The following is a 19,696-nucleotide window of genomic DNA, read 5'->3' on the forward strand; positions in this document are numbered from 1 at the left end:
CCGCACACGCGCGACAACACGGTGGCCAGTTACCGACTTCGGTGCTGCCAAATCGTGGAGCAACTGAGCCGGAACGGTGTGGACGCTGCGCTCTATGATCCGGCCGACACGACCTCGCCCGTGGAGGTTCTGGTGTTGTCCAAGCGCTACGACGCGGCTTCTCTGGAGCACGCGCTGCAATTGCGCTCTCGCCATGGCACGCGGGTGGTGCTGGATCTGTGCGACAACCACTTCTACGCTGCCGATCCCTCACCCAAGTGGGTGGAGCGCTCGGACCGGCTTCGTGCTGCCGCCCGGGCAGCGAATCTCGTTGTTGCTTCCACCGAAGCCCTGGCCGAGGTGATCCGTGCAGAAGCGGGCTCCGCGGTGCGAATCGCGGTCATCGGCGATGCGGCGGAGCCACCTCTGGAAGGAGACAGCCGCAGCCGCTGGCGTCATCCCCTCCACGAATGGCACTTGCATCACACCCTGAGGTGCCTGGCACGGTAGCCTGGATGCCATCTGGTGTGGTTCGGGCACCATGGCAGCGACTATGCGAGCGGCGGGATGCTGGATCTGGCCAAGCTTCAGGATGCCCTGGAAGCCCTGCACCGGCGGACGGCCATCAGCCTTACCGTGATCAGCAACAACCGGTCGAAGTTCAAGACACTGACTCGGAACTGGCAGGTTCCAGCGTTCTACCTCGAGTGGTCATCCAGCACCTTTTCGAGGGCGCTGCGCAGCCACCAGGTGGCGCTCATCCCCATCACCCGCAATCCGTTCACGGTCTGCAAGACGAACAACCGTTTGGCCACCGCCCTGCTGCACGGGCTGGGCGTGGCGGCCAACAGCATCCCCAGCTACCAGCCGTTTGCCGAGGCCTGTGTCCTGGACAACTGGACGAAGCAGTTGGAGCGGTTGGTCCGCGACACGCAGTGGCGTTCACAGTTGAATGCGCGGGGCCTGGCCTCTCTGGCGCAGCACTGGCAGCTGCGCCAGATCGCTGCCCAGTGGCACGAGCAACTGAGTTCGCTCTGCAGCCCTTCTGTCCACAAGTCAGACTGACTCAGGTACGGGGGACTCGCCCCCCGTTCAAGGCACCGACCAGCTTGGCACCGCCATGCCGCACCTGCTCGACCTTGCGGGCCCAGTAGCGTGGCTTGTGCGGAGCGCGGTAGAAGGCCTCGGCGATCTTGAGGTGCAGGGGCAACCTGCTGACTTCACGCTCGCGGTGCTTGGCCTGCCATAGCACACCGGGGCGCAGCCATCCCCGCCGGGTGCTCTCGGCCACTTCGTCCATGGTGACAAAACCATCGTCCAGTGCGGCAAAGAGAGCGTCCATCCAGACCGGCAGCAGCGGGTTGCGGGCATCGACCCACGGCTGCAGGTTCATGTCGGTGTAGTGCAGCAGCTGCGTCTTGCCTGCCTCATAGCGCTCTAGCGAGTTCCATGTGTAGGGAAGCGACACGGTCTTGGACGGCTCGAAACTCAGTTCGTACATCACGTCGCGGTAGTTCGACTGGGCCTTCTGATGGATCTCCTGCGGCTTCCAGCGGGCCAGCTCGCAATCGATCACCATGACGCTGAACTGGCGCTTGCGACCACTGCCAGGTGGCGTTTCCGCCGAGCTGACCGCGACCCCGGGGGCACGATGAGCGATCAGGTCGCGCACATCGTCGAACACCAGCATGTCGGAGTCGATGTACACCGCCAGTCCCTTGAACCCATTGATCTCAGGGATGAAGAAGCGCTGCAGGGAAAACATCGTCCGACCGGACACAGGCAGCCGATGCCGGGCCACGCACTCGTCCAGCCGGTGCACCGCCACGGGAATGCTGGCGTGCCGAAGGATGCTGTGCTCCAGCACGCGCGCGGCCACATGCTGCGGGGGTTCGCAACCCACATAAATATTCAGAGTCGATTCTTCTACGGGGGACACCATAGGAAACTCTTTCTCTCGCCAAGCGACTGTCTTGGACGTCCGTAGAATGTACCCATTCGTGGAGTGGCGATGCGTTTCCTCGTGTGGCTCTTGCGAGCTTTTCTCTTCTTTGCACTGTTTGCCTTTGCCCTGAACAACCAGCAGGTGGTCACGGTGCATTGGTTCTTCGGCTTCGTGTGGAACGCGCCGCTGGTCATCGTCGTGCTGGCCGCCCTGGTGGCGGGCCTGGTGTTTGGCGTGCTGGCCATGACGCCAAGCTGGTGGCGCCAGCGGCGCCGCGCACGACAGCGTCCCAGCGCCGAGCCCCCCGCTCCTGCCGAGGCGCCATCGGCCAGTGCAGCACGGGCCATCCCGGCCGATTTCCCCGATGGAATTTGAACTTCAATGGCTGCTGATCGGCCTGCCGATCGCCTTCGCACTGGGTTGGCTGGGCTCCCGCCTGGATCTGCGCCAGGTGCGCCGGGAGCAGCGTGACGCCCCCAAGGCTTACTTCAAAGGACTGAACCTGCTGCTCAACGAGCAGCAGGACAAGGCCATCGACGCCTTCATCGAGGCGGTCCAGAACGATCCGGACACCACCGAGCTGCACTTCGCGCTGGGCAACCTGTTCCGCCGGCGAGGGGAATTCGAACGCGCCGTGCGGGTGCACCAGCACCTGCTGGGCCGGGCCGACCTGGGCGAAACCGAGCGCGACCGGGCCCAGTATGCCCTGGCCCAGGACTTCATGAAGGCGGGCCTGTTCGACCGTGCCGAGGAAGCCTACCGTGCCCTGCTCGGCACCCCTTTCGACACGGAAGCGCGGCTGGCCCTCTTGAACCTGTACGAACGCTCGCGCGACTGGCATGCGGCCGCCGAGGTGGCCGCCGTCCTGGAGCACAACGGCATCGGCTCCTTCGGGCAGAGGATGGCGCACCACTGGTGCGAACTGGCACTGGAAGCCGACGCGCGCCAGAACACCGAGGAGGCCGACAAGGCATTGGCCCACGCCCGCAAGGCCGCGCCCCAGGCCCCCCGCCCCTTGCTGATCGCGGGTCAGCGGCTGGCTCGCCAGGGCCAGCCCGCCCAGGCGCTGGCCATCTGGAACGAACTGCGGGCCCGCGACATCCCGGCCTTTGCCCTGATCGGTGAGGACTACGTGAATGCCGCGCGCGCCTGCGGCCAGACCGAGGCTGCCCGCCAAGCCCTGCAGGAAGCCTATGCGCGTTCGCCCAGCCTGGACCTGCTGCGGGCCCGCGCCGCGCTGGACGGACACGAACTCAGCGCCGACCCTGCCCTGCTGCAACACCTCGAGAAGAAGCCCACCCTGGGCGCCGCGGCCGCCATGCTGCAACGCCCCCTTTCCCAATGGGATGAACCGGCAGCCCAAGCGGTGCGGGTGGCGGTGGGCCGTGCGGCTCAGCCTCTGCAGCGCTACCGTTGCGCGGCCTGCGGGTTCGAAGCCCAGCGCCACTTCTGGCAATGCCCCGGCTGCCTGAGCTGGGACAGTTTTCCGCCTGAACGGATCGAAGAGCTCTGACCATGATGCCCTCTGCCTCCCTGCTGTTCCAGGCCAACCTGGATGAACACCTGCAGCTGTTCCAACAGCTGGCCGCGCTGACGCCCGACGTCAACGAGGCCGGCCGCCGCATCGCAGCAGCGCTGGCCCAGGGCGGTAAGCTGCTGCTTTGCGGCAATGGCGGCTCGGCCGCCGATGCGCAGCACATCGCCTCCGAACTCACCGGACGTTTCATCCACGAACGGCGCCCTCTCGCCGGCATCGCGCTGACCACCGACAGTTCGGCCCTGACCTGCATCGGCAACGACTATGCATTCGACGAGATCTTTGCCCGCCAGCTGCGGGCCCTGGGCCGTTCCGGCGATGTGCTGATCGGCATCTCGACCTCTGGCAATTCCGCCAACGTGGTCAGAGCCGCCCACGCCGCACGCGAGCTGGGCATCTCCTTCATCGGCCTGCTGGGCCGCGACGGAGGGGCCCTCAAACCGCTGTCGGACGTGGCCATCGTGGTGCCGTCCGCGGTCACCGCACGCATCCAGGAGGCCCACATCCTGATCGGCCATACGCTCTGCGGCTTGATCGAGCAGGAGCTGGGACTGACATGACGAACGCACGCGTTCCGTTGCCTCCGGCCGAGGCCATGCACCGCAGCCGCGTGCTGGTGGTGGGTGACGTGATGCTGGACCGCTATTGGTTCGGTGCCGTGGACCGTATCTCCCCTGAAGCGCCGGTGCCGGTGGTGCGGGTCACCCGCGAAGAGGACCGCCTGGGTGGCGCCGCCAACGTGGCGGTCAACAGCCAGGCGCTCGAGGCCCAGGTGACGCTGCTGACCGTGGTCGGCGACGACGAGCCCGCGACCCGCCTGGAAGAACTGCTGGCGAGTCGGCAGATCCGCGCGGTGCTGCGACGCGACCCGGCCCTCAAGACCATCGTCAAGCTGCGTGTCATCGGCCGATCGCAGCAGCTGCTGCGGGTGGACTTCGAGAATACGCCCGACCATGAGGTGCTCAATCAGATGTTCGCCAGCTTCGAGGAGCAGCTGAGCCAGCACGACGTTGTCGTCTTCTCCGACTATGGCAAAGGCGGGCTGGCCCACATTCCGCAAATGATCCAGCGTGCCCGCGCGGCGGGCCTCCCCGTCCTGGTGGACCCCAAGGGCAGCGACTACGCCCGCTACGCGGGTGCGTCGGCGCTGACACCCAACCGCTCCGAGCTGGCCCTGATCACGGGCCCCTGGCGTGACGAGGCCCATCTGACCGAACTGGCCCAGAACCTGCGCCGCGAGTTGCGACTCCAGGCCCTGTTGCTCACCCGGTCGGAAGAAGGCATGACCTTGTTCGATGACGCAGGCGCCCACCATGTGCCCGCCGAGGCACGCGAGGTGTTCGACGTCACCGGCGCGGGTGACACGGTCATCGCGACCTTGGCCTCTCTGCTGGGCACGGGCATGCCCTTGGCCCAGGCAGTGCCCTGGGCCAACCATGCCGCCAGCCTGGTCGTGGGCAAGTTCGGCACCGCCAGCATCAGCCATGCGGAACTCCTGGAATGAGCGGTGTCAAGACTGCCTTCCTGGACCGTGACGGGGTGATCAACGTCGACGTGGCCTACCTCAGCCGTTGGAAGGACTTCCGCTTCGTGCCAGGCACGGTGGACGCTCTGCGGCAGCTCCAGGCCCTGGGCTATCAGCTGGTGGTAGTGACCAATCAGTCCGGCATCGCCCGCGGCTATTACACCGAGGACGACTACCAGGCCCTCACGTGCCAGATGCGCCAGGCCCTGGCGGACGAGGGCGTGACCCTGGCCGGCGTATATCACTGTCCGCACCTGCCCGGCGCTGAAGTGGCCCGCTACGCGCAAGACTGCGACTGCCGGAAGCCGGCACCGGGCATGATCCTGCGCGCAGCCCGCGAGCTGGGTGCAGACCTGCCCGCCTCCATCCTGGTGGGCGACAAGGACTCCGACATCCAGGCCGCGCGCGCAGCGGGCGTGGGTCGTGCCTTTCTGGTGCGATCCGGCCAGGACCTCACGCTACTGGAAAGCGCCCGCGCGGACGCCTGCTTCGACGACCTCGCCGACTGCGTCAGCGCCCTCGCGCCCTGAAGGCTCAGGGCGCCGGAAGGCGCCGGCCGTCTGCGGTGTGGACCTCGACCCCGAAGCCCAGCAGTAGATCCCGCATCCGGGCCCGTGCGCCGTCGTCGAGATTGCTCAGCCGCTCCAGGCCGAACGAGGCGATCCGGCAGCCCGCGCCCTGGATCTGGCGGGCCGTGACCAGGGCTGTCGAGGCGACACTGCAGACGACGTCGTAGCGCGTGTGCGCCAAGTGCATTTCCAGGGGCTCCGACAGCGTCAGCTCCCGGTAGTGGGGTTGCGCAAACTCCCGCACCGCCGCCTCTCTCGGGTGGGCCTTGTAGCAGACCTCCTGCACACCGCTGTCCCGCAGCCACTGCGAAATCGCCCCCGCGATCATGGCCCGTTCCTCTTCGGTGATGAACCCGGAGCTGGCCAGCGGCTGGCCCAGCAGCAGCGCCCGGGAAAGGCCTGCCGAGCCCTTGCCGTCGGGCGCGCGCTCGACCAGTGGCCCCAACTCGACCACCTTTTCCTTGGGGTAGGGATGCGGGAAACCCTGGAGCACGTAGATGCGATCGACGAAGGGGGCATCGGATCCCATTCGGTCACCCCGGAAGACCGCATAGACCAGACGCCGGTCGTACAACCAGCGCAGTCGGCGCAGGCATTGCGTCGCCAGGCGTCCCAAACCCATCGGGTAACGACGCAGGCTGTCCATGCCGTCAGGCAGGAGACGCCCCACCGCACGCCGAGCCCCAGTCAGCTTGGGCAGGCCGCGCAGGAAGTAGTTGATCGCCTCGGGCTCGAACACCGGGCTGTGGATGCGGATCTCATCGCAAGGTCCGATGGCCGCCGCCACCTTCTCGAGATTGTCCACCAGGCGATGCACCCGCCCGAAGCGCCCCGGCATCGGCCACAAGCGTGGCCACAGCATGGGCATTACCACGTCCCAGGCTCCCGCCTCCACCAATTCGGGGGACATGTCGCGGTAGTACACCAGCACGCAACGGCTGCCCGGCTCGAAGTCCAGCGCCACCCGCCGGGCCGCCAGATAATTCAGCGGCGAGGCCACGAAGAAGACATTCACCCGCACCGCAGCGCTCACCCCTTCGGTACGACCGGCGCCGTGGCGCGGATGCGTTTGACCAGATCCGTGGTGGAGTAGCCGTCCACGAAGGGAATGGCCACGCTCCGCCCGCCCCAGGAGCGCACCAGCGCCGTCTCGGCCAGGGTCTCCATGTCGTAGTCCCCGCCCTTGACGTACCAGTCCGGGCGGATGCGGGCGATCAGCTCGACCGGCGTGCTTTCGTCGAAGAAGGTCACCAGGTCCACGCTGGCCAGCGCCCCCAGCACCCAGGCCCGATCTTGCTGGCGGTTGAGCGGCCGGTCCGGCCCCTTGCCCAGGCTGCGGGCGGAACGGTCGGTGTTCAGCCCCACGATGAGTGAACCCCCCAGCATGCGGGCCGCCTGCAGATAGCTCACATGCCCGCGGTGCAGCACATCGAACACTCCGTTGGTGAAGACCCAGGGACGCGGCAGCCGGGCCAGCGCCGAAGCCAGCGCATCAGCCTCCACCACCTTGTGCTCGATCAGCGGCAGCCCCGGGCCCAAGGCTCCCTCTTCGGAGGGGGGGCAGGCGGCGGTGGAGGGACAAGAAGAAGGATGCGTCACGGGAAAGGCGATGCAAGCATCGTGAAGGAACCGAACTGCCGGAATTATCCGTTGCGGCAGGCGCGGACGGACCACCATTTCCCGGGAGAAGCGCAGACATGGACATCCACCAGGGCGACCGGCACACGCCCGGCCGCAGGCCACCAGGGCCACACCGCCGACGGCTGGTGATCGGGATTGGGATCGGGATCGGGCTGCTGCTGGCGGGCCGGCTGGCCCTGGCTGCCACGGGAGAGGGCCCGCCGGAAACCGAGGTGAACGGGGCCAACCAAGCCGAGCTCGAGATGATCAAGGGCATCGGCCCTCAGCTGTCGACCCAGATCCTGGGTGAACGCGAGCGCGGCCCCTTCCGGGACTGGCGCGACTTCATCGCCCGCCTGCCCGGCGTGGGGCCGGGCAAGGCGCGCAAGCTCTCTGCCGCCGGCCTGCGGGTGGGCGGTCAGCCCTTCTCAGCGCCCTGAGCTCATGCGCCCATCGTGGTGGGCCGCAGGAAGTGCAGCACGGCCTCGCGCTGGTCTAGTGTGTCCCGCTCGCCCAGCGCGATCAGCTCGCGGGTGAAGGCCTCCTCGAACAGCAGGTAGCTGGCCAGGGCCGCGCCGCGGGCGCCCGCGCCCTCCCCTTCCACACCCACGCCGCCCAGCAAGGCGCGCACCGGCAGCGGCAAGGCGGACAGGTGGCGCGCGGCGATGTCGTCCAGCCGCTGGCTGGGGGAGATGACCAGCAATTCCACCGGTCGCAGCGGCGTGTGCTGACGGGCCTCGGGCGGCAGCAGGCTCAGCGTGTGGTTGATGCGCCGCAGTCTCTCCACATCCACCGACAGCGCGTCCAGGAAGATGCTGGACAAGGCGTGGCCACCGATCTGGGCCACGCTGGGGTAGTCCTCGCTCACAGGGCGCTGCTGGGCGGGCGGCTCGTGCATGCGCCCGGCGCCGATCACCAGCACCCGATCGGCGCCCAGATGCACCGCGGGCGAGACCGGGGCCGTCTGGCGCATGGAGCCATCGCCGAACCACTCCACACGCTCGCCCAGCGGCAGGGTCTGGGCGGGGAACACGAAGGGAATGGCCGAGGAGGCGAGCAGGTGGTCGCGGCTGAGCTTGCAGGGCAAGGCCAGCCGCTGGGAACGGTTCCAGGGCTGCCGCGGGTCGCCCGGCGCCACCTGGTAGAAAGTGACATGCAGGCCACTGCTGTAGCTGGACGCCGTGACCGCCAGGGCCTGGACATGGCCCTGCGCCAGCAGGCCCTCCAGTCTTTCCAAGGGCACCATGCGCTGCAACAGCTCGCCCAGCGGGGCGTTGTCCAGCAGGGAGCGCGGCCGCTGGCGCACCCATCGGGCGATCACCCAGCCCAGCGACATCAGGGTCAGCCAGCGGGCCCCGGTGCGGATGATGCCCAGCGCATCGGCCCGGTAGACCTGGTCGGCATGGAAGTTCGACCAGACCGCCACCATGGCGTCCACTGCAGCGTCGAAGTCGTCGGCCTGACAGGCCAGCGCGGCGGCGTTGATGCCCCCGGCCGAGGTCCCGGTGATGACCGGAAACGGGTTGCCGCCAGCCATGCCCGCTTCGTGGCGCAGGTGACGCAGGGCCTTCAGGACACCGACCTGGTAGGCCGCCCGGGCGCCGCCGCCGGTGAGGACCAGGCCGCGCACGGGGGTGGACGGCATGCGTGGCAGTCTAGTGCCGCGGCGCAACGCCGCCCAGGGGATCAGACGGGCAAAGCGCCCCCGTTACCAGCGACCACCCCGGTCGCCGTCACGGTCATGGCCGTGCCCATGGTGGTGATCGTCATCCCAGCCCCGACCGTAGCCCGGGCCATAGCCATAGCCGGGCCCAGGGCCGCCGCGGTACACCGGCACCGGCGCATAGACCACCGGCGGCGGAGGTGGGGCACGGCGCACCACCGGCACCACATGGGCCTGGTACCAGTCGTCGCGCACGAAGTAGACCGGCGCGCCGCAGGCGCCGTACTGGCCGCAGTAGCGCGCCCAGTGGGCCCGGTGGGCCGGCGGCGCCCAGAGGTAAACCGGCTGCACCGGCGCCCAGACGGGGGCCGGCTGCACGATGACGGGTTGCGGCGCGATCAGCGCCGGCTCGTAGAAGCGACCGATGTCGATGCGGCCTTGCAGGCCCGGCTGGCCGATCGAGATGGACACCCCCACGTCCGCGGCATGGGACATCGGGGCCCAGGCCGCCAGGGCGGCCGTGAGCGCGAGCGCGCTCCAGCGATGGCGATTCAGCATGGCGTCTTGGCGCCCACCAGACGGCGGTGGGCGGACACAGTCGTTGAACATAGATCAACAACGCGGCGCCCCCCGGGCCGGGATGACGCGTGATACGCCTGCTTACCGACTCTCCACTTCGTACACGATGCGTGCCTGCCCATCACCGGCGAGCACCTTCCAGGCGGCCAGCGCCTCGTTGGTGGGCCAGAAACGGCCCCGCTCGCCCAGGTCCACCTCGCCCACGGCCTGAGGACGTTCCACGCGCACCCGCACTGCCAGGCCCTGCACCAGGTCGCCCTCGTCCGTCTGCTCCACGCGCGCGGGGTGCTCGCGCAGCAGCCCCGCCACGGCCGGCGCCGTGCCGTGCAGCGCCACGCTGAGGTAGCGGCCGAAGCGCGCGCGCGCGCCGGCCAGGCTCCAGACCTGCTGCACGTTCAGCCGCAGGCCGCCGGAGAAGCGGTCGGGCTGCGCCTTGCCCTGCACGATGATCAGCTCGTCGTCGCGCAGCAGCTCCTTGTTCGCATCCAGCAGCTCCTCGTTGGCCACCGCCTCGATCGGCTCGCTCTTGTCGTCGAGCTTGAAGATGCCCACCCGGCCGCGCTGGCCGTTGATGATGCGCAGATCGCTGACGATGCCGGCCAGCAGCTGCGGGTCGCGGCTGTCGATCAGGTCGGCGATGCGGCGTTTGCAGAACTGTCGCACCTCGGCCTCGTCCTCGTCGAACAGATGACCCGAAAGGTAGAAGCCCAGGGCGGTCTTCTCCTGGGCCAGGCGCTCGCGCACGCCCCAGGGCTCCACCGCCACCAGAGCCGGCTCCTGGCTCAGCGAGCCGTGGTCGTCCTCGCCGCCGAAATCGAACAGCCCGCCCTGCAGCGCATTGGCCGCCTGGGTTTCGGCCCAGTCGAAAGCCAGGCCGATGCTGGCCAGGGTGGCCGCTCGGTCAGGATGCAGCTCGTCGAAGGCACCGGCCTTGATCAGGGCCTCGACCACGCGCTTGTTGACCCGGCTCTTGTCGATCCGGCGACAGAAGTCGAACAGGCTGGTGAAGGGCCCGTCGGCCTCACGCGCGGCCACGATGGCCTCGATGGCGCCTTGGCCCGTGCCCTTGATCGCCCCCAGGCCGTAGCGCACCGCCTTGCGGCCCTCTTGGCCCGGCAGGGGCTCGAAGCGATAGACGCCGCGGTTGACGCTGGGCGGCTCGAAGCGGATGCCGAAGTTCTTGACAGCGTCGGTCAGCAGCACCTTGAGCTTGTCGGTGTCGCTGATTTCGATCGTCATGTTGGCCGCGAAGAACTCGGCCACGTAATGCACCTTCAGCCAGCCGGTGTGGTAGGCCAGCAGGGAATAGGCGGCGGCGTGCGACTTGTTGAAGCCGTAGCCCGCGAACTTCTCCATCAGGTCGAAGACCTCGTCGGCCTTCTCCTGGCTGATGCCCTTCTTGGCCGCGCCTTCCCGGAAGATCTCGCGGTGCTTGAGCATCTCCTCGAGCTTCTTCTTGCCCATGGCCCGGCGCAGCAGGTCGGCGCCGCCCAGGCTGTAGCCCCCCAGCACCTGGGCGGCCTGCATCACCTGCTCCTGGTAGACCATGATCCCGTAGGTCTCGGCCAGCACCTTCTCCAGCAGCGGGTGCGGGTACTCCACCACCTCCTTGCCGTGCTTGCGCGCGACGAAGGACGGGATCAGGTCCATCGGGCCCGGGCGGTACAGCGCGTTCAGGGCGATCAGGTCCTCCAGCCGGCTGGGCTGGGCGTCGCGCAGCATGCCCTGCATGCCGCGGGATTCGAACTGGAACACCGCCTCGGTCAGGCCGTCGGAGAAGAGCTTGTAGACCGCCTTGTCGTCCAGCGGGATCTTCTCGTAGGCGAAGTCCTTCTGGTCGGGGTAGCGGGTGGTGATGAACTCCTTGGCCAGTTCCAGGATGGTCAAGGTCGCCAGGCCCAGGAAGTCGAACTTCACCAGGCCGATCTGCTCGACGTCGTCCTTGTCGAACTGGCTGACCGCCGAGTCGCTGCCGGGCTGCTGGTAGAGCGGGCAGAAGTCGGTGATCTTGCCCGGGGCGATCAGCACGCCCCCGGCATGCATGCCGATGTTGCGCACCAGGCCCTCGACACGCTCGGCCAGGCTGAGCAGGGCCGCCACCTCTTCCTCGGCCGCCTCGCGCTGCTCCAGCTCGGGCGCCTCCAGGCGGGCGTAGACCAGCTTGGGATTGGGCTTCTCCGGCACCTTGGCCAGCGTCACATGCTTGCCCGGCGGCGCCGGGATCAGCTTGGCGATGGAATCCACATGGCCGAAGCCCATGCCCAGCACCCGGCCCACGTCGCGCAGCGCGGCCTTGGCGGCCATGGTGCCGAAGGTGGCGATCTGGCTCACGGCCTCGCGGCCATAGCGCTCCTTCACGTACTCGATCACCCGGTCGCGGTTGCTCTGGCAGAAGTCCACGTCGAAGTCGGGCATGGACACCCGCTCCGGGTTCAGGAAGCGCTCGAACAGCAGGTTGTACTTCAGCGGGTCCAGGTCGGTGATGGACAGCACATAGGCCACCAGCGAGCCCGCACCGGAACCCCGTCCCGGGCCGACCGGGCAGCCATTGGCCTTGGCCCACTTGATGAAGTCCGACACGATGAGGAAGTAGCCCGGGAACCCCATCTGCAGGATGGTGTTGAGCTCGAACTCCAGCCGCTCGACATAGGCCGGCCGCTGGGCCTCGCGCTCGGCCGGGTCGGGGAACAGCAGCTCCAGCCGCTGCTCCAGGCCTTCGTAGGATTCCTTGCGCAGGAAGTCGCCGATGGGCATGGGGCTGCCGTCGGGCAGCGGCGGGGTCGGGAAGTCCGGCAGGAAGTTCTTGCCCAGCACCAGGGTGAGATTGCAGCGCGCGGCAATGCGCACGCTGTTGGCCAGCGCCGAAGGGATGTCGGCGAACAGGGCGGCCATCTCGGCCTGGGACTTGAAGTACTGGTCCGGGCAGAAGCGCTTGACCCGACGCGGGTTGGCCAGGGTCTCGCCCTCGGCCACGCAGACTCGGGCCTCGTGGGCCTCGAAGTCTTCGGCGGTGAGGAACTGCACCGGGTGGGTGGCCACCACCGGCAGCTGCAGCTCGGCCGCCAAGGGCACCGAGGCACGCACCAGGGCCTCGTGGTGCGGCAGGCCGCCGCGCTGCAGCTCGATGTAGAAGCGGCCGGGGAACAGGGTGGACAGCGCCTGGGCGGCCTGCCGGGCCCGACCCGCGTCGCCCGCCAGCAGCGCCTGGCCCACCGGGCCGAACTCGGCGCCCGAGAGCACGATCAGGCCCTCACCCAGCTCCTGCAGCCAATCCCAACGCAGCAGGGCCTGGTTGCGCTGGACGTTGCGGGTCCAGGCGCGGGCCAGCAGTTCCGAGAGGTTGTGGTAGCCGGTGACGTCCTGCACCAGCAGCAGCAAGCGCCCCGGCGGCGCATCCGGCGCGCAGTCCATCGGTTCGATCCAGGCGTCGCAGCCCACCACCGGCTTGAGGCCCTTGCCGCGGCAGGCCTTGTAGTGCTTGACCGCGCCGAACAGGTTGCCCAGGTCGGCAATGCCCAGGGCCAATTGCCCGTCGTCCTTGGCTGCGGACACCGCATCGTCGATCCGCAAGGTGCCATCGACGACGGAGTATTCGGTGTGCAGGCGCAGGTGAACAAAACTCATCGCGGCATTGTACGGAGCGGGGTGCGCGTCCTTGACCTAGGGGGGGCGGTGTCACGGTGGCGTCACGGGGGGTGTCAAGACTTGTAACGGTCTTTGCGCTTGCGCATCCACCCATCACCCGGTTCGAGGAGTTCCCCATGTTTGTCCGTTCCCTGGGCGCCGTCGCCCTGGCCTGCGCCGCCGCGCTGGCCCCCGCCCATGCCGCCGTCACCCTGATCGCCCGCGGATCGCTGACGCTGGACCAGGACCTGAGCGGCCTGACCGGGACGCTGGAGAACGGCCAGGCGGCCAACCTGTTCGGCGGCATCGGTTCGGGCCTGGCCTGGGCGGGCGGCAGCACCTTCCTGGCCCTGGGCGACCGCGGCCCCAACGCCGTGGCCTGGAACAGCACCGTGGACGACACCACCAGCTGGATCCCCCGATTCCACACCCTGAACCTGACGCTGCAGCCGGCCGTGGGCGGCAGCCTGCCCTACACCGTGCAGGCCACGCTCACCGGCACCACCCTGCTGTGGAGCGGCAGTGCCCTGAGCTATGGGCCCGCCACCCCGCTGGGCCCGGTGGCCGGCCGCATCTACTTCTCCGGCCGTTCCGACAACTTCGCCGCCGGCGCCAACTCGCTGGACAGCCACTCCGCCCGCCTGGACCCGGAAGGCATCCGCGTTTCGGCCAATGGCAAGAACGTCTTCATCACCGATGAATACGGCCCCTACATCTACAAGTTCAACCGCAAGACCGGCGAGCGCACCCAGGTCTACAGCCTGCCGGCCGCCACCTTCGCCGTGAGCACGCTGTCGTCCATGGGCAGCGCCGAGATCAGCGGCAACACGCACGGCCGCGTGGCCAACAAGGGCATGGAAGGCCTGGCCATCACCCCCGAGGGCAAGCACCTCTACGGCTTCATGCAGAGCCCGCTGATCCAGGACGGCGGCGACGGCGGCCGGGCCAACCGCATCGTCTGGATCGATGTCTCGACCGGCAAGGTCAAGCAGTACGCCTACGACAACTACATTCCGGCCAAGAGCAAGGCCTACAACAGCAGCGAGATCCTGGCGGTCAACAGCAAGGTGCTGCTGGTGCTGGAGCGCGATGGCAAGGGCCTGGGCGACGGCAGCAGCGCCTCGGTCAAGCAGATCTGGAAGGTGGACCTGACGAACGCCGAGGACGTGAGCCAGCTGTCCGGCCAGGACGCCCTGCTGGCCAAGGCCCCGGCCAAGTCGCTGTTCCTGGACATCCGCGCCACGCTGAACGCCGCCGGCATCACCGACGACCAGATCCCCGCCAAGCTCGAAGGCATGGCCTTCGGCCAGGACGTGGTGGTCAACGGCCAGACCAAGCACACCCTCTACATTGCCAACGACAACGACTTCCTGCCGGTCGTCAACGGCCTGGCCAACCCCAACCAGTTCTTCGTCTTCGCCTTCGACGACGCCGACCTGGGGGGCAGCACCTTCCGGAACCAGCCGTTCTGATCAGCCCTGCAGCAGCAGCTGCAGCATCAGCTCCACCCGGGCCTTGGCCGGGGTGAGCAGGCCGGCCGAGGGCAAGGCGCCCTCCGGCTGGCCCACCACACCGCCGGCCCAGCAGCGGCTGGCGCGCAGCACGGCCACCCCCTGGGACTGGGCGGTGCGCAGGGCGGCTTCCAGCGCCACATGCAGCGTCCCGTTGCCGGTGCCCTCGGCCACCAGGCCACGGGCCCCCAGCGCCACCAGGGCCGGCACCAGGGCGCCGTCGCAGCCCGCGTGGCTGGCCACGATGTCCACCCGCGGCCACCGGGCCACCGGCTGGCGGATGGCCTGGGCCAGCCGTGCGGCCTCGTCCGCGTCAGCCTGGGGCCAGGGTCGCAGCACGCGCACCTGCCCTTCCTGCACCAGCGCCAGCGGGCCGGCCTCGTCGGTGGCAAAGGCATCCACCCGGTAGCCGTGGACCTTGCGCACATCCTCGGCAGCCATCACCCGCCCTGCCGCCACCGCCAGCACCCCGCGGGCGCCGGGCCAGCCGGCCACCGTCACGGCGTCCAGCAGGTTCTGCGGGCCATCGGGCATCAGCGCCGAGGCCGGGCGCATCGCCGCGGTCAGCACCACCGGCTTGGTGGGCGCCAGCACCCGGTGCAGGAACCAGGCCGTCTCCTCCAGCGTGTCGGTGCCGTGCGTGATCACCACGCCCTGCACGTCCTCGCGCGCCAGCGCTTCGGCCACCGCCTGGGCCAGGCCTTGCCACAGCCCATGGTCCATGTCCTTGCTGTCGATCTGGGCCAGCTGGCGGGCCTCCAGCGCGTGGCCGGCCAGGGCCGGCACGGCGGCCAGCAGATCGGCCACGCTCACCTCGCCTGCGCGGTAGCCGACGTTGTCCGAGGCCGCCTGCGACCGACCGGCGATGGTGCCGCCGGTGCCCAGGATGACGGTGCGTGCGGAAGTAGTGCTTGGCATTTCGAAAAGGTCTGGATAAAAATACAGATACTGGATGCAACCTCAGCCCCGCTCGCCGTGGGGCCCGCCAACATGGAAAGCCCCAAGCTCACCGCCCGCCAGCAGCAGATCCTGGATCTGGTGCAAAGCACGATCGAGCGCACCGGCGCGCCCCCCACCCGGGCCGAGATCGCCGCCGAGCTGGGCTTCAAATCGCCCAATGCGGCCGAAGAACACCTGCAGGCCCTGGCCCGCAAGGGCGTGATCGAGCTGGTGGGCGGCACCTCACGGGGCATCCGCCTGCAGACGCGCACTTTACGCGCCCTCAACGAGGCCCGCGGCAAGCAGTTTGCCCTGCCCCTGCCCAGCCTGGCCCAGCTCACCCTGCCGCTGGTGGGGCGTGTGGCGGCCGGCCACCCCATCCTCGCCCAGGAACACATCGACCAGACCTATGTGCTGGAAGCCAGCCTCTTCCCGCGCAAGCCCGACTACCTGCTGAAGGTCAAGGGCATGAGCATGCGCGACGCCGGCATCGTCGATGGCGACCTGCTGGCGGTGCAGAAGACGCCCGACGCGCGCAACGGCCAGATCGTGGTGGCCCGGCTCAACGACGAGGTCACCGTCAAGCGCTTTCACCGCGGGCGCCACGGCATCGAGCTGCTGCCCGAGAACCCCGACTTCCAGCCCATCGTGGTGAGCCCGGAGGTGGAGGACTTCCAGATCGAGGGCATCGCCGTCGGCCTGGTGCGGCAGAACATGCTGATCTGAGCCCGGTCACCCGCCATGATCAAGCGCCCCAAGGCCACCCGCGGCGAAGACTGCCAGACCCTGGAGCAACTGCCCAATGTGGGGCCGGCCATGGCTGGCGACCTGCGGGCCCTGGGCCTGCAGCACCCCCGGGACCTGCGCGGGCAGGACGCCCTGGCCCTGTACCGCCGCCTGGAGGCGTTGACCGGCTCCCGGCAGGACCCCTGCGTGCTGGACACCTTCATGGCCATCATCGACTTCATGGAAGGCGGCGCCCCCCGTCCCTGGTGGAGCTTCACCGCGCTGCGCAAGCAGCAGCACGGGGTGCTGCACCTCGACAGCCCGGTGTCAGCCGCCCCGTGGGACGCACGGCCCACCCGCCCCCACGGCGAGGGCGCCGACCTCAGGGCGGGGTGAGGCTGTCGCGCCGGGCCAGCGCCGGGAACCAGCGCCACCACAGCAGCACCACGCACAGGGTCCCGAGGCCCCCGGCCACCACGGCCCCCACCGGCCCGAGCAGCGCGGCGGTGGCCCCGGATTCGAACTCGCCGAGCTGGTTGCTGGCGCCGATGAACACCGAATTGACCGCCGACACCCGGCCGCGCATCTCGTCGGGCGTCTCCAGCTGCACCAGGGTCTGACGAATCACCACGCTGACCATGTCGGCCGCGCCGGTGATGGCCAGGGCCAGGAAGGCCGGCCAGAACGAGCGCGACAGACCGAAACCGATGGTGGCCAGGCCGAACAGGGCCACCGCCACCAGGAGCCACACCCCCGCGCGGCGGCGCAGGGGGCGCCGGGCCAGCCACAAGCCCACACCCACCGCCCCCAGGGCCGGGGCCGAGCGCAGCAGGCCCAGGGCCTCGGGACCGCTGTGCAGGATGTCGCGGGCAAAGATGGGCAACAGGGCCGTGGCCCCGCCCAGCAGCACGGCGAACAGGTCCAGCGAGATGGCGCCCAGCATCACCGGCTGATCGCGGATGAAGCGGATGCCCGCGGTCAGCTCACGCCAGCCCGGTGAAGGCGCCCGCGGCGGCACCGGCCGGGGTCGGATGCTCAGCACCGCGCTGATCGCCCCCAGCAGGAGCAGCAGCGAAACCCCGTAGACCATGGCCGCGCCCCAGGACTCGGGGCTCAGCCGCCACAGGGTCTGCAGGCGCCGCACCACAGCGGGCCCCGCCCCGTACAGCACGCCCCCCAGGGCCGGCGCCAGCACCACGGCGGCCTGCATCACCGAGCTGTTGGTGGCCACGGCCCGCGCCAGCAGGGACGACGGCACCAGGGTGGGCGTCAAGGCCTGCAGCGAGGGCATCTGGACGGCGCGGGCCGTTCCCAGCAGGACCGACAGCGCCAGGATCCAGCCGGCGCTCAGCGCCGCGCCCAGGCTGGCCAGCATCAGGCCCAGGGCCACGGTGCATTGCAGGGACAGACTCAGGGCCAGCAGGCGGCGCCGGTCATGCCGGTCCACCAGGTGGCCGGCCGGCAGGGTGAGCAGCAGTGCCGGCAGGAACTGCACCAGACCCACCAGGCCCAGTTGCCAGGCGCTGCGCGTGAGGTCGTACATCTGCCAGCCCAGCGCCACCAACAGCATCTGGTTGGCGGAGGTCCCTGCGATGCGCGCGGTCAGGAGCCGGAGGTAATCAGCCTGGTCGCGCAGGCGCAGCATCGGCGCCGCGTCGGCCACGGCCGCAGAAGAGGGTGAGCACATTCACCGCAGCTTATCCGAGCGGCGCGCGGAGCGCTGGCCAGGGGTCATGCGGCAGGCTGGATTTCGCCGGTGGCCGGGGTGCGCGACGCGCTGGAGGCGATGACGCCCTCCGGCAGCTTGAGGGAAGCCGGATCTGCCGAGGCCTGGATCTCCGCCTGCAGAGCGTCTGCCAGCTCCTTGCTGGTGAGCCCCAGCACGCGGACATAGCGCTGTGCGGCCTGCTTGAGTGCGAGCTGGGCCCGCTGCGGCGGCAGGCCGGCAGCGTCCACCATCTCGTTGGCGCAGCTGGCGGCATAGCGCAGCACATCGCCATCGTCGTCGGCGCCTCGATGGGCCTCGGAGGGCACCACACGCCGGATCATGCGCAGCACGCTGCCATCCAGCCCCCAGTGGCGGGCCACGGCCAGGCCCAGTTCCTCGGTGTCCACCCCCAGCACGGCGTAGGACGCCGCCTCGGCCGACAGGCCGGGCTGGGCTTGCTCGCCCGGCGCGGCTTCGATGTGCTGCATCAGGCGGCGGATCTGATGCGCCTCTTCCGGGAAGTGGTACTGCACGACCAACCGTCCCAGGTTCTGCATCAGGGTGATGAGGTAAACCACCTCGCTGTCGTAACCGGCCGGTGCCAGGCGCACGGCCAGACGCCCGGCCCGGTGGACGCGGGCGATCAGCTGCTCCATCTCGGCGGCCGCCGGCGCGTTCATCGGGCCGGGCCAGCGCCGCAGCCCCAGCGCAGCACGGCGCACCCCTTCGAGCCCCAGCATGGCGATCGCCCGCCGCAGCATCAGCACCGGCCCTTCCGCACTGACCTGCGCGCTGTTGACCAGGCGCAGCAACTCGAAGGTGAGCGCGATGTCGCCCAACACCACATCGGCGAGTTCGCTGGTGCGGCTGTTGTCCATCAGGGCCAGATGGGCCGCGCGCTCGGCGCCGCCCGGCTGGGCCGGCAGCACCCCGGCGGACTGGATGCGGTCCATCAGCAGGGCCAGCGGGCCGTCGCTCTCGGCCTGGGTGCGCAGCCAGCCCTCCAGCGCCCCCTGGAGCACGCGGGCGTTGTGGTAGCGATGGCGCGGCTGACGGTCCGTCGCGCGGTTGACGATGGCGCGCAGCGCATCCGGCACCGGTCGGGACAGGGCCCAGGGCAGACGCACGATTTCGTTGCCCGAGGGCGGCATTCTGGCGATGGCGCGGCCCACATCGGGCTCATCCAGGGCCGGCGCGCCAGCCAGGGCCTGGTAGGTCACCAGCCCGAGGGCGAGCACATCGCGCTCTGCCGCCTCGCGCACCGCGCGCAGTTCCTGCATCGCGCCGTCCCGCGCCGCCCAGGCGTCTCGGCCGGCCACCTCCAAGCCCATCAGCACCGGGGTCCCGGTCTCGGTCACCCCCAGCATCCAGGGCTGGATGTCTCCGTGGGCCACACCCGCTTCATGGGCGTAGGCCAGCCCCTGGGCCACGCCGGCCACCCAGTTGGCCACGTCGGTCGGCGGCAGGCCCTCCTGGCTGAAGCGTTCGGCCCAGGTCACGGTGGCCGACCGGTCGTACATGGCGTAGGGCCAGCGCTCGTGCTCGCCCACTTCCACGGCCGGCGCCAGGTGCGGATGCTCCAGGCGCGCGCCCTTGCGGACAGCGCGGTGCCAGGCTTGCACCGCCTCCCCCTCGGGCTGCTTGCGGGGAATGGCCAGCATGCAGTCCTGCTGCTGGCGCGTGTCCACCGCCGCCCACATCATCGTGCGCTCGCTCTTGCCCAGCAGGGCCAGCAGCTGGAAGCGCCCGAACATGCGCCCGCCCCCTGCGG

20 protein-coding genes are annotated in these 19,696 nt (G+C 69.4%); 11 read left to right on the plus strand and 9 right to left on the minus strand.

Annotated features, from left to right (window positions below):
* Positions 1–54: 54 nt before the first annotated feature.
* Positions 55–489: a hypothetical protein gene (locus LRM40_RS12135; protein WP_231067525.1), complete on the plus strand. Its 435-nt coding sequence runs from the start codon at positions 55–57 to the stop codon at positions 487–489.
* Between the two features lie 57 nt (positions 490–546).
* The gene (locus LRM40_RS12140; protein ID WP_151123571.1) at positions 547–1,044 is read left to right on the plus strand and encodes a hypothetical protein; all 498 of its coding nucleotides are present in this window, start codon (positions 547–549) and stop codon (positions 1,042–1,044) included.
* Position 1,045: 1 nt separating this feature from the next.
* Here the strand turns inward: LRM40_RS12140 and LRM40_RS12145 are convergent, their stop codons facing one another.
* Positions 1,046–1,882 carry a glycosyltransferase family protein gene (locus LRM40_RS12145; RefSeq protein ID WP_151123570.1) on the minus strand — a complete coding sequence of 279 codons (837 nt, stop codon included), beginning with the start codon at positions 1,880–1,882 and terminating at the stop codon, positions 1,046–1,048.
* Between the two features lie 108 nt (positions 1,883–1,990).
* On the opposite strand from LRM40_RS12145, the gene LRM40_RS12150 reads away from it, so the two are divergent.
* The 5 genes from LRM40_RS12150 to gmhB are packed head-to-tail and all read left to right on the plus strand — an operon-like array spanning position 1,991 to position 5,516.
* Positions 1,991–2,299 (plus strand): lipopolysaccharide assembly protein LapA domain-containing protein, encoded by a 309-nt coding sequence (locus tag LRM40_RS12150; RefSeq protein ID WP_151123569.1) that lies wholly within the window; start codon positions 1,991–1,993, stop codon positions 2,297–2,299.
* Entirely contained in the window at positions 2,289–3,437 is a 1,149-nt protein-coding gene (gene lapB, locus LRM40_RS12155; RefSeq protein WP_151123568.1) for a lipopolysaccharide assembly protein LapB, read from the plus strand. The genes LRM40_RS12150 and lapB overlap by 11 nt, the downstream gene beginning before the upstream one ends.
* Positions 3,438–3,442: 5 nt before the next feature.
* The gene (locus tag LRM40_RS12160) at positions 3,443–4,021 is read left to right on the plus strand and encodes a D-sedoheptulose-7-phosphate isomerase (protein WP_151123567.1); all 579 of its coding nucleotides are present in this window, start codon (positions 3,443–3,445) and stop codon (positions 4,019–4,021) included.
* Entirely contained in the window at positions 4,018–4,965 is a 948-nt protein-coding gene (gene rfaE1, locus LRM40_RS12165; protein WP_151123566.1) for a D-glycero-beta-D-manno-heptose-7-phosphate kinase, read from the plus strand. Before LRM40_RS12160 ends, rfaE1 begins: the two co-directional genes overlap by 4 nt.
* On the plus strand, positions 4,962–5,516 hold the full coding sequence (gene gmhB, locus LRM40_RS12170) for a D-glycero-beta-D-manno-heptose 1,7-bisphosphate 7-phosphatase (RefSeq protein WP_151123565.1): 555 nt from the start codon (positions 4,962–4,964) through the stop codon (positions 5,514–5,516). The genes rfaE1 and gmhB overlap by 4 nt, the downstream gene beginning before the upstream one ends.
* A gap of 4 nt (positions 5,517–5,520) precedes the next feature.
* Here the strand turns inward: gmhB and LRM40_RS12175 are convergent, their stop codons facing one another.
* Together LRM40_RS12175 and rfaE2 are read right to left on the minus strand one after the other, a co-directional pair.
* Positions 5,521–6,570 carry a polysialyltransferase family glycosyltransferase gene (locus tag LRM40_RS12175; protein WP_170288828.1) on the minus strand — a complete coding sequence of 350 codons (1,050 nt, stop codon included), beginning with the start codon at positions 6,568–6,570 and terminating at the stop codon, positions 5,521–5,523.
* 14 nt (positions 6,571–6,584) lie between these two features.
* On the minus strand, positions 6,585–7,076 hold the full coding sequence (gene rfaE2 / locus LRM40_RS12180) for a D-glycero-beta-D-manno-heptose 1-phosphate adenylyltransferase (RefSeq protein ID WP_375138559.1): 492 nt from the start codon (positions 7,074–7,076) through the stop codon (positions 6,585–6,587).
* 176 nt (positions 7,077–7,252) lie between these two features.
* On the opposite strand from rfaE2, the gene LRM40_RS12185 reads away from it, so the two are divergent.
* Entirely contained in the window at positions 7,253–7,615 is a 363-nt protein-coding gene (locus tag LRM40_RS12185; RefSeq protein WP_151123562.1) for a ComEA family DNA-binding protein, read from the plus strand.
* Between the two features lie 2 nt (positions 7,616–7,617).
* Here LRM40_RS12185 and LRM40_RS12190 read toward each other — a convergent pair whose 3' ends face one another.
* From LRM40_RS12190 to dnaE, 3 genes are all read right to left on the minus strand, one after another.
* A complete protein-coding gene (locus LRM40_RS12190) occupies positions 7,618–8,820 on the minus strand; it encodes a patatin-like phospholipase family protein (RefSeq protein ID WP_151123561.1) in 1,203 nt (400 codons plus the stop codon).
* 63 nt (positions 8,821–8,883) lie between these two features.
* The gene (locus tag LRM40_RS12195; protein ID WP_211372963.1) at positions 8,884–9,396 is read right to left on the minus strand and encodes a hypothetical protein; all 513 of its coding nucleotides are present in this window, start codon (positions 9,394–9,396) and stop codon (positions 8,884–8,886) included.
* A 102-nt stretch (positions 9,397–9,498) separates the two neighbouring features.
* Positions 9,499–13,041, minus strand: a complete 3,543-nt coding sequence (gene dnaE / locus LRM40_RS12200; RefSeq protein WP_151123560.1) for a DNA polymerase III subunit alpha — start codon at positions 13,039–13,041, stop codon at positions 9,499–9,501.
* 137 nt (positions 13,042–13,178) lie between these two features.
* On the opposite strand from dnaE, the gene LRM40_RS12205 reads away from it, so the two are divergent.
* On the plus strand, positions 13,179–14,513 hold the full coding sequence (locus LRM40_RS12205; RefSeq protein ID WP_151123559.1) for an esterase-like activity of phytase family protein: 1,335 nt from the start codon (positions 13,179–13,181) through the stop codon (positions 14,511–14,513).
* On the opposite strand, the gene LRM40_RS12210 is transcribed toward LRM40_RS12205, so the two are convergent.
* Positions 14,514–15,470, minus strand: a complete 957-nt coding sequence (locus LRM40_RS12210; protein WP_151123558.1) for an asparaginase — start codon at positions 15,468–15,470, stop codon at positions 14,514–14,516.
* 72 nt (positions 15,471–15,542) lie between these two features.
* Between LRM40_RS12210 and lexA the strand changes: the two genes are divergently transcribed.
* A complete protein-coding gene (gene lexA / locus LRM40_RS12215; RefSeq protein ID WP_151123557.1) occupies positions 15,543–16,217 on the plus strand; it encodes a transcriptional repressor LexA in 675 nt (224 codons plus the stop codon).
* Between the two features lie 15 nt (positions 16,218–16,232).
* Positions 16,233–16,613, plus strand: a complete 381-nt coding sequence (locus LRM40_RS12220; RefSeq protein WP_151123556.1) for a helix-hairpin-helix domain-containing protein — start codon at positions 16,233–16,235, stop codon at positions 16,611–16,613.
* Here the strand turns inward: LRM40_RS12220 and LRM40_RS12225 are convergent.
* Both LRM40_RS12225 and LRM40_RS12230 read right to left on the minus strand, forming a co-directional pair.
* Positions 16,600–17,904 carry an MFS transporter gene (locus LRM40_RS12225; protein WP_211372962.1) on the minus strand — a complete coding sequence of 435 codons (1,305 nt, stop codon included), beginning with the start codon at positions 17,902–17,904 and terminating at the stop codon, positions 16,600–16,602. The genes LRM40_RS12220 and LRM40_RS12225 overlap by 14 nt on opposite strands.
* 44 nt (positions 17,905–17,948) lie before the next feature.
* Positions 17,949–19,679, minus strand: a complete 1,731-nt coding sequence (locus LRM40_RS12230) for an HDOD domain-containing protein (RefSeq protein WP_231067527.1) — start codon at positions 19,677–19,679, stop codon at positions 17,949–17,951.
* Between the last annotated feature and the right edge of the window lie 17 nt (positions 19,680–19,696).

The organism is Ideonella dechloratans (assembly GCF_021049305.1).
GTDB classification, from domain to species: domain Bacteria; phylum Pseudomonadota; class Gammaproteobacteria; order Burkholderiales; family Burkholderiaceae_C; genus Ideonella; species Ideonella dechloratans.